Source organism: Gilliamella sp. LMG 34359 (assembly GCF_984569085.1).
In genome coordinates, this window is the sequence record NZ_OZ474906.1 from 3,125,909 (window position 1) to 3,139,327 (window position 13,419).

The 13,419-nt window shown below is 36.6% G+C and carries 14 protein-coding genes and 1 riboswitch; of the genes, 11 read left to right on the top strand and 3 right to left on the bottom strand.

All coding sequences use genetic code 11. The features are described 5' to 3' along the window. Nucleotides 1-150: 150 nt before the first annotated feature. From accB to AC5LXV_RS14300, 3 genes are all read left to right on the top strand, one after another. Nucleotides 151-606: an acetyl-CoA carboxylase biotin carboxyl carrier protein gene (accB, locus tag AC5LXV_RS14290; RefSeq protein ID WP_110432813.1), complete on the top strand. Its 456-nt coding sequence runs from the start codon at nt 151-153 to the stop codon at nt 604-606. 40 nt (nt 607-646) lie between these two features. Then, nucleotides 647-1,993: an acetyl-CoA carboxylase biotin carboxylase subunit gene (gene accC / locus AC5LXV_RS14295; protein ID WP_493451912.1), complete on the top strand. Its 1,347-nt coding sequence runs from the start codon at nt 647-649 to the stop codon at nt 1,991-1,993. 66 nt (nt 1,994-2,059) lie between these two features. Continuing rightward, nucleotides 2,060-2,698, top strand: a complete 639-nt coding sequence (locus AC5LXV_RS14300) for a bifunctional 4-hydroxy-2-oxoglutarate aldolase/2-dehydro-3-deoxy-phosphogluconate aldolase (RefSeq protein ID WP_086358276.1) — start codon at nt 2,060-2,062, stop codon at nt 2,696-2,698. 52 nt (nt 2,699-2,750) lie between these two features. Here the strand turns inward: AC5LXV_RS14300 and AC5LXV_RS14305 are convergent, their stop codons facing one another. Together AC5LXV_RS14305 and AC5LXV_RS14310 are read right to left on the bottom strand one after the other, a co-directional pair. Next, the gene (locus AC5LXV_RS14305; RefSeq protein WP_493466846.1) at nt 2,751-3,521 is read right to left on the bottom strand and encodes an ABC transporter permease; all 771 of its coding nucleotides are present in this window, start codon (nt 3,519-3,521) and stop codon (nt 2,751-2,753) included. Then, on the bottom strand, nt 3,514-4,452 hold the full coding sequence (locus AC5LXV_RS14310) for an ABC transporter ATP-binding protein (protein WP_110432810.1): 939 nt from the start codon (nt 4,450-4,452) through the stop codon (nt 3,514-3,516). The genes AC5LXV_RS14305 and AC5LXV_RS14310 overlap by 8 nt, the downstream gene beginning before the upstream one ends. A 148-nt stretch (nt 4,453-4,600) precedes the next feature. Between AC5LXV_RS14310 and mog the strand changes: the two genes are divergently transcribed. The 5 genes from mog (at nt 4,601) to cysS (ending at nt 9,750) form a co-directional block, all read left to right on the top strand. Next, nucleotides 4,601-5,179, top strand: coding sequence for a molybdopterin adenylyltransferase (mog, locus tag AC5LXV_RS14315; RefSeq protein ID WP_493466847.1), 579 nt, complete (start codon nt 4,601-4,603; stop codon nt 5,177-5,179). Between the two features lie 193 nt (nt 5,180-5,372). After that, on the top strand, nt 5,373-5,831 hold the full coding sequence (argR, locus tag AC5LXV_RS14320) for a transcriptional regulator ArgR (protein WP_110432808.1): 459 nt from the start codon (nt 5,373-5,375) through the stop codon (nt 5,829-5,831). 109 nt (nt 5,832-5,940) lie between these two features. After that, nucleotides 5,941-6,115, top strand: a riboswitch (Lysine riboswitch). A gap of 72 nt (nt 6,116-6,187) precedes the next feature. Continuing rightward, a complete protein-coding gene (lysC, locus tag AC5LXV_RS14325; protein ID WP_493451916.1) occupies nt 6,188-7,549 on the top strand; it encodes a lysine-sensitive aspartokinase 3 in 1,362 nt (453 codons plus the stop codon). Between the two features lie 341 nt (nt 7,550-7,890). After that, nucleotides 7,891-8,133 carry a GlsB/YeaQ/YmgE family stress response membrane protein gene (locus tag AC5LXV_RS14330; RefSeq protein ID WP_110422793.1) on the top strand — a complete coding sequence of 81 codons (243 nt, stop codon included), beginning with the start codon at nt 7,891-7,893 and terminating at the stop codon, nt 8,131-8,133. A gap of 225 nt (nt 8,134-8,358) precedes the next feature. After that, nucleotides 8,359-9,750: a cysteine--tRNA ligase gene (gene cysS / locus AC5LXV_RS14335; RefSeq protein WP_493466848.1), complete on the top strand. Its 1,392-nt coding sequence runs from the start codon at nt 8,359-8,361 to the stop codon at nt 9,748-9,750. 49 nt (nt 9,751-9,799) lie between these two features. Here cysS and trmJ read toward each other — a convergent pair whose 3' ends face one another. Continuing rightward, on the bottom strand, nt 9,800-10,534 hold the full coding sequence (trmJ, locus tag AC5LXV_RS14340; protein ID WP_493466849.1) for a tRNA (cytosine(32)/uridine(32)-2'-O)-methyltransferase TrmJ: 735 nt from the start codon (nt 10,532-10,534) through the stop codon (nt 9,800-9,802). A gap of 250 nt (nt 10,535-10,784) precedes the next feature. Between trmJ and raiA the strand changes: the two genes are divergently transcribed. The 3 genes from raiA to mutY all read left to right on the top strand — a co-directional run bounded on the left by raiA (nt 10,785) and on the right by mutY (nt 13,412). Beyond that, nucleotides 10,785-11,114, top strand: coding sequence for a ribosome-associated translation inhibitor RaiA (raiA, locus tag AC5LXV_RS14345; RefSeq protein WP_110432804.1), 330 nt, complete (start codon nt 10,785-10,787; stop codon nt 11,112-11,114). Nucleotides 11,115-11,214: 100 nt separating this feature from the next. After that, complete coding sequence (pheA, locus tag AC5LXV_RS14350; protein WP_493451919.1) at nt 11,215-12,366, top strand: bifunctional chorismate mutase/prephenate dehydratase; 1,152 nt, start codon at nt 11,215-11,217, stop codon at nt 12,364-12,366. 8 nt (nt 12,367-12,374) lie between these two features. Then, on the top strand, nt 12,375-13,412 hold the full coding sequence (gene mutY, locus AC5LXV_RS14355) for an A/G-specific adenine glycosylase (RefSeq protein ID WP_493466850.1): 1,038 nt from the start codon (nt 12,375-12,377) through the stop codon (nt 13,410-13,412). Nucleotides 13,413-13,419: the final 7 nt, after the last annotated feature.

Below are 13,419 nucleotides of genomic sequence, written 5' to 3' on the forward strand. Positions count from 1 at the left end.
GATATATAATGACAAATTAATATTTACAGTGTATCCTTCCGCGTTAATATTGAGTTACTATTTTTAGTATCAAATTAAAAGATCATTTTTAAGATATTAAAGATACATTAAAATAATTGTTATTTATATCAAATAAACACGGTGTAATTCATGGATATACGCAAAATTAAAAAGTTAATTGAATTAGTAGAAGAATCAGGTATTTCTGAGCTTGAGATTTCTGAAGGTGAAGAATCGGTTCGAATTAGTCGGTCAATACCTGCAACAAACTACTCCGCTCCAGTGCAAAATATTCAAATCCCACAACCAGCTCCTGCTGTAGTAGCGGTTGCGCCTACAGTTGAGGCAGAAGTCATCGCAGACAGCAATAGTGGTACAACGATTAAATCGCCAATGGTGGGAACGTTTTATCGTACACCAAGCCCTGAATCAAAAGCGTTTGTTGAAGTCGGCCAAAGTGTAAATGTTGGTGATGTGCTTTGTATTGTTGAAGCAATGAAAATGATGAACCAAATTGAATCAGAAAAAGCAGGGACTATTAAAGCTATTTTAGTTGAAAATGGTCAACCAGTTGAATTCGATCAACCGCTATTCATTATTGAATAATCAGAATTATTTATTAACTTAAACGATTAAGAGATTGAATATGCTTGATAAAATTCTTATTGCTAACCGCGGAGAGATCGCTCTTCGCATCTTGCGAGCATGTAAAGAACTTGGAATAAAAACTGTCGCTGTTCACTCTTCGGCAGATAAAGATTTGAAACATGTGTTACTTGCAGACGAAACCGTTTGTATAGGTCCAGCAGCTTCTGCCAAAAGTTATCTTAATATCCCTGCATTAATCTCTGCCGCCGAAGTAACCGGCGCCGCAGCTATTCATCCTGGATATGGATTTTTATCAGAAAATGCAGATTTTGCTGAACAGGTTGAACGTTCAGGCTTTATATTTATTGGCCCAAAACCAGATACTATACGCTTAATGGGTGACAAAGTATCAGCTATTGAAGCGATGAAAAAAGCAGGTGTGCCTTGTGTTCCTGGTTCTGATGGTCCACTAGGTAGCAATATGGAGACCAATAAGCAAATTGCGAAAAAAATTGGTTATCCTGTTATTATTAAAGCATCTGGCGGCGGCGGTGGTCGCGGAATGCGAATTGTTCGAGAAGAAAAAGACCTTGAGCAATCAATCAAAATGACTAAGCTTGAAGCCAAAACTGCATTTAATAATGACATGGTCTACATGGAAAAATTCCTTGAAAATCCTCGTCATATCGAAATTCAGGTTTTGTCTGATGGTCAAGGTCATGCCGTTTATTTGGGTGAACGTGATTGTTCAATGCAGCGACGTCACCAAAAAGTGCTTGAAGAAGCGCCAGCAGTTGGTATTACGCCAAAAATGCGTAAATTCATCGGTGAACGTTGTGTTAATGCCTGTATCGAAATCGGCTATCGTGGTGCTGGTACTTTTGAATTTTTATTTGAAAATGGCGAATTTTATTTCATCGAAATGAATACCCGTATTCAAGTAGAACACCCAGTTACTGAAATGGTTACCGGTATTGATCTTATTCGTGAGCAAATTTTGATTGCCGCAGGCCAACCTTTATCAATTAATCAAAATGATATTAAAATTAAAGGTCATGCAATAGAGTGTCGAATTAATGCCGAAGATCCAAAAACCTTTATGCCTTCGCCGGGAAAAATTAGTCGCTTCCATGCGCCGGGAGGATTTGGTATTCGTTGGGAATCACATATATATGCTGGTTATACTGTGCCACCATATTATGATTCAATGATCGGTAAATTAATCGCCTATGGTGAAACTCGTGAAGTTGCCATTGCTCGCATGAAAAATGCATTAGCAGAACTGGTTATTGATGGTATAAAAACCAATATTGAACTTCATCTAGAAATTTTGAATGATGAAGGTTTCATAAAAGGTGGTACCAACATTCACTATCTAGAGAAGAAACTAGGTATTTATGAGTAAAAATAAGCCCTCTATAGTTTGAGGGCTTATTGCTGTATAGAAGTAAATAAAGTATAGGTAATACATATGAAAAATTGGAAAAAAAGCGCAGAAGATATTCTAACATTGGGTCCAGTAGTACCGGTTATTGTTATCGAGCGTTTAGAAGATGCAGTTCCTTTAGCTAAAGCGTTAATTGCTGGCGGTGTAAAAGTACTTGAAGTCACTTTAAGAACAGCTTGTGCACTTGACGCAATTAAGAAAATTATTAAAGAAGTACCTGAGGCGGTAGTAGGTGCGGGTACAGTAACCAGCGTTGAGCAACTTAAACAAGCCACTGAAGCAGGCGTGGAATTTATCATCACTCCGGGTATTACTGATTCTATTTTAAAAGCAGCAGTTGAAGGTACTGTGCCGGTTATTCCTGGGATTGCAACTATTTCAGAATTATTAACTGCCCAAGAATATGGCTTAACAGCATTGAAATTCTTCCCAGCTGAAATAAATGGCGGGGTTGCTGCGTTAAAAGCGTTTGCTGGTCCTTGTGGTTATATGAAATTCTGCCCAACTGGTGGTGTGAATCCGAAAAACTATCGTGACTATTTAGCACTTGATAATGTCCTTTGTGTAGGTGGAACTTGGTTTATCCCTACTGATGCGATTGCTAAAGGTGATTTTGCTAAAATTACTGAAATGGCAAAAGAAGCCGTTGCCGGTGCAAAATAGTTTTTACCTTACCGCCGATATTTGTCGGCGGTTTAGCTTTATTCAAATTAATTTAACTTCTAAGCCCTCTTCCACTTTCAATAACTCGCCACGCGATAAAATATAAAGTAGCAACAAAAAGTAACAGCATTGAAAAAGTGATCACTAAAGAGACATCACTAGTGCCTAAAAAACCATAACGAAAGCCATTAATCATATAGACAATTGGATTGAGTTTAGAAACCCATTGCCAAAAAGTGGGTAACATAGTGATTGAATAAAAAACTCCACCTAAATAAGTTAACGGTGTTAATACAAAGGTGGGAATAATACTTATATCATCAAATGATTTTGCAAATACGGCATTTAACAAGCCGGCTAAGGAAAATAAAATTGAGGTTAATAATAAGGTAAAAATAACAAATGACCATGAATAAACTTGGTATCGAACAAAGAATAACGACACAATTGTGACCAATATACCTGTCAATATACCGCGCATGACACCGCCACCTACATATCCCCAAATAATAATATGAGTAGGAACCGGAGCAACAAGTATTTCCTCAATATTACGTTGGAATTTTGCACTAAAAAAAGAAGAGCAGACATTAGTATATGAATTGGTAATAACCGACATCATAATTAGACCGGGCACAATAAATGCCATATAACTAAAGCCACCCATGTCACCAACACGTGAGCCGATTAGATTACCAAAAATAATAAAATAGAGTGACATGGTAATAACAGGAGGAATTAATGTTTGCAGCCAAATTCTTAAAAATCGAGTAACTTCTTTACGCCAAATACTTTTTAAGGCAATCCAATATAAATTATTCATCAATAGCTCCTTTAGTATCATTGCGCACCAAATCTACAAATAATTCTTCTAATCGATTAGCTTTATTACGGACACTAATTACTTTTATGTTTTGTTGATTGAGTTGTTCAAACAACTGATTTAATCCATGTTGTTTATCTACACTGACTTCTAACATGCCCGATTCGACCTCGGTATAATGATAACCTTGAAGAGAGATTGGTGTAGCTGTTGGTACAAAATCAATGATGATTGTTTCAGATTGACTTTTTGCTAGCAGATCACGCATTGATGAGTTAGCGATTAATTCTCCATGCTGAATAATACCGATATGACGGCAGAGCATTTCGGCTTCTTCCAAATAGTGGGTGGTTAATATAATAGTAATGCCTTGTTGATTAATTTTGCGGAGAAATTCCCACATAGAACGACGTAATTCTATGTCAACCCCGGCGGTAGGCTCATCTAGAATTAATAATTTTGGTTCATGAACCAGCGCTCTGGCGATCATTAGTCGTCTTTTCATTCCGCCTGATAACATATTAGCTCGACTATGTCTTTTATCCCACAAATCTAAAATACGCAGATACTTTTCAGCTCGTTGTAAGGCTAATTTGCGAGGCAAACCATAATAACCACCTTGATTGGTAACAATCTGGAGTACTTCTTCAAATTGGTTAAAATTAAACTCCTGAGGGACAAGTCCTAATTGCCTTTTGGCATTAACCACATCGGTGTCTAAGTCATATCCAAAGATTTTAACTTCACCTGATGTTTTAGTAACTAATGAACTAATTATACCAATGGTGGTTGACTTTCCTGCACCATTTGGCCCAAGCAAGGCATAAAAATCCCCAGCTTGTACGGTTAAGTTAATTCCTTTTAATGCTTCTACACCATTTTTATATATTTTCTTAAGCGCTATAAGTTCTAGTGCTGGCGTCGATGACATAAATGAATCCTAATTCCATAATTTGCTATTTGCATAATATGATATCATGTTTAACCAATCGGCAATATTGTTATAATTTTAATATTTATTCAATGAATAAAACTGACAATATGAATTTTAAGTGAATATAGGATGAGGATTGAATGTTATGGTCAAAATTGGATTAGTTTCAGTGTCAGATAGAGCATCGCAGGGGGGTTATCAAGATGAAGGTATTCCCGCGTTGCTATCATGGTTACAAAGTGCATTGAAAACCAAATTCATTACCGAACAACGCATTATCCCGGATGAACAACCGATCATTGAAAAAACGCTGTGCCAATTGGTTGATGATTTGCAATGTAATCTTATTTTAACCACTGGTGGAACAGGTCCGGCAATTAGAGATGTGACTCCTGATGCAACTTTAGCTGTTGCCGATCGATTGATGCCAGGTTTTGGTGAACAAATGCGACAAATTAGTTTGCATTTTGTGCCAACTGCAATCTTATCCAGACAAGTTGGTGTCATTCGTAAGCAATGTTTAATTCTGAATTTACCGGGTCGACCAAAATCAATTAAAGAAACACTTGAAGGTGTTAAAGATAGCCAAGGTAACACTATAGTTACTGGTATTTTTGCCAGTGTTCCATACTGTATTGATTTATTGGAAGGTCCCTATATCGAAACCCATGATCACATAGTTAAAGCTTTTCGACCGAAAAATGCCAGCAAATCTAATCTTTAATTTTATGCAAATATCATGCATAATTATGTAAGTTATATTCACACTCAAGATAGTAAGATTAATAGGCACACTACACTAATTATCAATCATCACAGAATTACTCACTGAAATCGTGTAATTTTAGTTAATCAGCTGATATGGCTAATTAATTCAATTGAGTTAATTAGCCATAAATTAAATTTAAAGGAACAGTATGAAACAAAACGATCTCACTAAAACTTTTAAAGAAATGCTTTTACAAGAAAAGTTTAGTTCTCAGATAGGTATCGTACAAGCCTTACAAGAGCAAGGATTTGATAATATCAATCAATCCAAAGTATCCAGAATGTTAACCAAATTTGGCGCAGTAAGAACTCGCAACGCAAAATCTGAAATGGTTTATTGCTTACCGGCCGAAATGAGTGTACCAACCACAAGTAGTCCTTTAAAAAATTTAGTATTGGACATCGATTACAACAGCTCAATGGTGGTTATTCGTACCAGTCCAGGAGCTGCACAACTGATTGCTAGATTGTTAGATTCAATTGGTAAATCTGAAGGGATTTTAGGATCAATTGCCGGCGATGATACGATTTTTAGTACACCAACTAAGGAGTGTTCGGTAAAAAAATTATATCAAACCATTATTGAATTATTTGAACGAAGCTTATAAATAAAGGGGCAATTTTAGCGAAACCTAATAATTTTTTTTAATATTTAACCTATTGACACACTTGGTAAAATCGTTAATCCTATATAACACTGATTTTGTAACTACAATTACGAAAAGAAGAGGCGCATTACTCAGGTAGATTATTTTAGGTGCTGGAACCGTTGATAAATAATTGAGGGGGTGTAATGCCGAGGTTTGATTGTTAATCCAGAAAACAATTAAATCGACTGCAAGGGCTGAATCCCTTGGGTTGTCACCCTAACAGGTGGAGCGCTTCACGGTATGTATTTTTTGCTGTAATAGGACATGCCCGCTCTGTCTCTGTTAAAAATAAAAATTTTTAATATGAGGAATTCATGGAAACATCATTTATAATTGCTAAATTCGGCGGTACTAGCGTTGCAGATTATCCCGCAATGGTTAATAGTGCCAATATTGTCATAGCTAATCCTAACGTCAAAGTCGTTGTGTTGTCTGCTTCTGCGGGAATAACCAATTTATTGGTAGCCTTAGCCGAAGGTCGTGATATCAATATTAGATCAAAACATATCGCTAAAATTCAATCGATTCAATATAGCATTTTAGAAAATTTACCTGAAAATCCAACCTTACGCGCTGAAATTGACCAAATAATTGCCAATATTGCTTCGTTATCAGAAGCAGCAAGTTTAGCTACCTCCCCTGCGCTGACGGATGAATTAGTCAGTTATGGCGAAATCATGTCATCAAAACTATTTGTTGAAATATTAAAAGAAAAACAAAAAAATGCCATTTGGTTTGATGTACGAAAAGTGATGCGCACCGATGATAAATTTGGTAAAGCAGTACCGAAAATTGACGAAATTAAACAACTTTGTTGCGCCCATTTAAAATCATTAAATCCAGAAACTATCGTGGTTACTCAAGGATTTATTGGTAGTGAAAGTACCGGCAAAACTACCACGTTAGGCCGTGGTGGTAGTGATTATACCGCCGCCCTGCTTGGCGAAGCATTAAATGCGACACAAATCGATATCTGGACTGATGTTGCTGGCATTTATACCACCGACCCACGCATCACTTCTGGTGCGAAACGTATTGATGAAATATCGTTTGCTGAAGCAGCCGAAATGGCTACTTTTGGTGCCAAAGTCTTACATCCGGCAACACTCGTGCCGGCGGTGCGTAGCAATATTCCAGTATTTGTTGGTTCCAGTAAAGCCCCACAAGAAGGTGGCACCATTGTTTATAATACCCACAGCATTAAATCTGCATTACCTTCTTTTAGAGCGTTAGCACTGCGCCGTAAACAGACATTACTAACACTAACCAGCTTAAATATGCTGCATGCACAAGGTTTTTTAGCTAATGTCTTTACCATATTGGCTAAACACAATATATCGGTTGATTTAGTTACCACCTCTGAAGTTAGTATTGCATTAACCATTGACACCACTGGCACCAATACCAATGGTAATAGCTTATTAACTAAAGCGTTATTTGATGAATTATCAACAGTTTGTCATGTCGAAGTTGAAGAAGATTTAGCATTGATTGCCATAATTGGTAACAATTTAACTACAACCAAAGGGATCGCTAAGGAAGTCTTTGGCGCTTTAGATGACTTTATTATTCGACTTTGCTGTTATGGTGCTAGCACACATAATCTTTGTCTGCTGGCAAGAAGTAACGATGCAGAAGAGGTGATAAAAGTTTTACATAAAACGATTTTTGAATAATTACTTAACGGGAGCGATTCTACCATCGCTCCTTACAAATAATGATATAAATCTTCACTTAAGCAACACCAAAAATTCCTAGAATATTTGAAAAAATAATTGTAAACTACATGCAATATTTGTATGTAAGGTTATCTGTAATGCCATGACATACATCTATCGCTACACACAGATCTAAGTATTAATCATTTTTCTTCATTTTTAGATAACAAATTTTTTAAAGCTCTAAATTTTACGTTTTATTAATAAGTTATATCTTTCACAACGCTTATTGTCATCTTCAATAGGTTTTAAGCTTTACAAAAAGTAACTTTTAACTTAATTAAACGAAGGAAATTATCATGGGTATTTTAAGCTGGATTATTCTAGGATTAATTGCTGGATGGATCGCTAAGTTTTTTATGCCATTAGGACAAGTGGGTGTACTCAAAACTATCCTACTTGGTGTAGCTGGCGCATTGGTCGGTGGTTATATCAGTACCTTCTTCGGTTGGGGTAGTGTGACTGGTTTTAACTTCCCGAGTTTGTTTATCTCTGTGCTTGGGTCAATTTTACTTATTTACCTTTACCGACTAATCAAATAACTTCACTGAATAAAATGACGAGCTAATTTGCTCGTCATTTTTTATCAAATTTAATGTTCGTTTTTTGTTATTAATGGCTAACAACTCTTTAATTTTTCATTAATCGAAAATTTATTGTTATTTGTACTGTTTTTAATCTTGAAGAGTAGAATAAGCCATTCCGCCATACTCAGATTTTTGTTATATTAAGCGCTAATCGCAATTTGACATGAGCAGCCGATAATAATGCTAAAAATATTCAATACACTAACTCGAGAAAAAGAAGTCTTTCAACCAATTACCCCTAACAAAGTTGGGCTATATGTTTGTGGTGTCACTATCTATGACCTTTGCCATATCGGCCATGGGCGTACTTTTGTAGCATTTGATGTGGTTACTCGTTATTTACGCTTTTTGGGGTACGACCTTACCTATGTTCGTAATATTACTGATGTTGATGACAAGATCATTAAACGTGCACTTGAAAATGGTGAAACTTGTGATCAGTTAACCGATCGTATGTTGACAGAGATGTATGCCGATTTTGATGCACTGAATATCAAACGACCTGATGTTGAACCGCGTGCCACTCGTCATATGTCACAAATTATCGAGCTAGTTGAAGAATTGCTTAAAAAAGATCATGCTTATATTGCTGATAATGGTGATGTGATGTTTTCTGTCGATAGTGATCCTAATTACGGTATCTTATCACGCCAAAATTTAGAGCAGTTACAAGCCGGTGCTCGAGTTGATGTGGTGGAAGTTAAACGTAACCCAATGGACTTTGTACTCTGGAAGATGTCAAAACCTAACGAACCGAGTTGGGATTCGCCATGGGGTAAAGGCCGACCTGGTTGGCATATTGAATGCTCTGCAATGAATAGCCATCAATTGGGCAACCATTTTGATATTCATGGTGGTGGTTCTGATTTAATGTTCCCTCATCATGAAAATGAGATTGCCCAATCTAGCTGTGCCCATGACGGCCAATATGTTAATTATTGGATGCACTCGGGTATGGTAATGATTGACCAAGAAAAAATGTCGAAATCACTAAATAATTTTTTCACTATCCGTGATGTGCTAAAACATTATGATGCTGAAACTGTGCGCTACTTTTTATTATCAGGCCATTATCGTAGCCAACTTAACTATAGTGAAGAGAATCTCAAACAAGCTCGTACCGCTTTAGAAAGACTTTATACCGCTTTAAGAGATACCGATGCAAACTATCCACACAACACGCCAAATAGTGATTATCATCGACAATTTTGTCAGGCGATGGATGATGATTTCAACACGCCTGAAGCCTATTCAACCTTATTTGACTTGGCTAGAGAGATTAACAAAGCTAAAGCTGAAAATGATATGCCATTAGCCAATGAACTTGCCGCTGAGCTACGCGCTTTATCGTCGGTACTGGGCTTGCTTGAACAAGATCCTGTTAAATTTTTACAAGGTAATAGCCAAGATGATGAGGATACACAACTGATTGAAGCCTTGATCAAACAACGTAACGATGCGCGTGCAAGTAAGAATTGGGCTTTAGCTGATGAAGCTCGAGATAAACTTAATCAAATGAATATTATTCTTGAGGATGGTGCTAACGGCACAACATGGCGTAAAAAGAGTTAATGCAGTAAGTTAAAATCCCCTAGATTAATAATAAACTAGGGGATAAATCTTACTGTTTTTTGTCTATTGAAGTTAAAATTCCCCGTAAAATATTGAGTTCTTGTTGTTCGATACGAGCTCGAGTAAATAATCGCCGTAAACGCCCCATAATTTGCCCAGGATGATGAGGGTTAATAAAACCGGTTTGTAATAAAGTCTGCTCCAAATGTTGATAAAAACGCTCAATATCTTCATCTTTAGGGTATTCATTGATATCTTGTTCATCTAATTTTATTGATGCCTCTTGAGCAGACAACAGCGACATGCGAATTTCGTAACTAAGGACTTGAACTGACATCGCTAAATTCAAAGAGCTATAGTCAGGATTAGCCGGAATACTAACATGAAAATGGCATTTTTGTAATTCATCGTTGGTTAGCCCGACTCGTTCACGACCAAAAACCAAAGCAACTTGAGCATGACGACAAGCTTCAGCAATAATTTTGTCCCCACACTCTTTCGGCGTTAAATTGGGCCATTGCAAACTTCGCGCACGCGCACTGGTACCTATAACCAACGAACAATCGGCAACCGCCGCTTCAAGGGATGAGAAAATTTGTGCTTGTTTGATAATATCACTTGCACCGGCTGCCAGTGAAATTGATTGGGAATCTGGTTTTATTACTGGATTAACTAAACATAGATTGGTTAATCCCATGGTTTTCATTGCCCGAGCAGCTGATCCCATATTACCCGTATGAGAAGTTTCCACTAAAACAATCTTAATATTATCTAAATAACTCACATTTTCCTCATTAAACAATTGAACTTATCTATTAAATTAATTTCAATAAGCCACAGTATATAATAAAAATTAGTTTAACAGCAGTTTAGCCCACTTTAATAACAAATAGTGATAATTATTTTAGACAAAACTCACAAAAAGTTTATGCAAAACAAAATTATCTATTGACGAAAGGTAAAAAATTTGTCAATGTAATCAATAGAATAATTATATAAGCTCAATTAGAAAGTAAACATAGTGGAGGTCAATTATGACTTTAAGTATTACCAGTAAACAAATGGATATTACCCCTGCAATTCGTAGCTATCTTGAAGATAAGTTCTCGAAACTAGATAAATGGAGAGCTTTACTAATCAACCCTCACTTTATTTTATCTAAAGAGCCCGATGGATTTATTGTTGATGCAACTATTGCAACCAAAGGTTCGCCACTCGTTGCTTCCGCTAAACACATTGACATGTATGCAGCTATTAATGATTTAATTGCTAAACTTGAAAAACAGCTAAATAAACTTCAACATAAAGGCGAATCACGCCGTGCATTTGACAGTATTAAAAATGCAGTAATTGAAGAAGAATAATAATTTATTGTTATAATTTAATAAAAAGGCACTTTACTAGTGCCTTTATTTTTTTGCTTGCTATAATATTGCCCATCTAATTTTTAATCTATTAATGAATATGACTACCAATCCTTTATTGCCTTTACGTGACAAAATTAACCAACTCGATCAAAAATTGATTGAAATCATAGCCGAAAGACGTCAAGTTTCAAGTGAAGTAATTCAAGCCAAAATAGCAGCAAACATCCCTTTGCGCGATTTAGCGCGTGAACGCTCACTGATTAAGGCACTAATCGAACAAGGTAAACAATATCATCTTGATGACCTTTTAATTAGGCGTTTATATCAAATTATTATTGAAGATTCTGTTCTGCTGCAACAGAAATTTCTACAAGAAAAACTTAATCAAGGCGCTCTCTCTTCAGCCAAAATTGCGTTTTTAGGACCAAAAGGATCCTATTCCCATTCAGCGGCTCGTCGTTATGCAAGTGCACACTTTGACCAGTTGACTGAATCAAGCTGTAATACTTTTAAAGATATTTTTGAAAAAGTTGAATTACAAGTTGTTGATTATGGAATTTTACCGATTGAAAACTCCAGTTCAGGATCTATCAATGAAGTGTATGATTTGTTGCAAAAAACCAATTTACATATTATTGGCGAACTATCCTTACCGATTGATCACTGCGTTTTAGCTATTCCTAATGTCAAACTAGAACAGATAGATACTATTTATAGCCATCCACAACCATTCCAACAATGCAGTAATTTCTTAGAAAATTATCCGCATTGGAAAATCGTTTATTGCGACAGCACTTCATCGGCCATGGAAACTGTCGCGAAATTAAATCAACCAAATATTGCCGCTATGGGTAATAAAGATGGTGGGGAATTATATGGCCTACAAGTTCTTGAGCACAATTTTGCTAATCAAAAAGAGAATATTACTCGTTTTATTGTGTTAGCGCGTGAGCCGATTGAAGTATCCGATCAAATTCCTGCTAAAACCACAATCTTAATGAAAACTGGCCAACAAGCAGGTGCTCTGGTTGATGCGTTATCGGTCTTACGTAATCACAATATTGTCATGACCAAACTCGAATCACGGCCTATCCATGGCACCCCGTGGGAAGAGATGTTTTATATTGATTTACAAGGCAATATTCATGATTACGAAATGCAAATTGCACTTAAAGAATTAGCTGCTATCACTTTATATACTAAAGTACTTGGCTGTTATCCGAGTGATTCTATTACTGCTATTATGTAATGATTAGCATGACAAACAGTTTTTCAAATGCGGTACTTAACTGGTATGAGCAGTACGGCAGAAAATCACTACCATGGCAAATTGAAAAAAGTCCTTATCATGTGTGGTTATCAGAAGTGATGTTACAGCAAACACAGGTCGCTACTGTTATTCCATACTTTAAGCGCTTTATTAAGCAGTTTCCGAAAATTACTGATTTAGCTAAGGCCCCAATTGACGATATCTTACATCTTTGGACGGGGCTTGGTTACTATGCTCGGGCTCGCAATTTACATAAAGCAGCACAGGTTATCGCCGACAAATTTGATGGTAAATTTCCCACCAAATTTGACGATGTTATCGCTTTACCAGGAGTTGGTCGTTCAACCGCCGGGGCTATTTTATCTTTGTCGCAAAATCAACATTATCCAATATTAGATGGTAACGTTAAACGTGTGTTAACCCGATCTTTTGCTATCGAAGGCTGGCCGGGTAATAAAAATGTTGAAAATCAACTTTGGCAATTAAGTGAGCAAGTTACCCCTGATCATGAGGTTGCAAAATTTAATCAAGCCATGATGGACATTGGCGCCATGGTTTGTACTCGTTCTAAGCCTAAATGTAGTCTATGCCCTTTGCATCAATTATGTGTCGCATATAAGAGTGATAGTTGGCAACAATATCCAACGAAAAAACCGAAAAAGACCATTCCTGAAAAAACCGCCTATTTTCTAATGTTGGAACAGGACAATAAGATTTGGCTAGAAAAAAGACCACCTGCCGGTATTTGGGGGGGATTATATTGCTTACCGCAATTTACCAGCGAGCATGCCTTAACAGACTGGCTAGATAACCATGGTATTAAAACCAGTAAACCCAGACAATTAGTTGCATTTCGACATACCTTTAGCCATTTTCATTTAGATATTGTGCCCATTTACTGTGAGATAACAAACAACACTAAGTGTTTGGATGAGTCAAACGGTTATTGGTATAAGCTCAATTCAGATAATGCGAAAATTGGCTTAGCTACGCCTGTATATAATTTATTAAATCAATCTCGTTAACCATTAC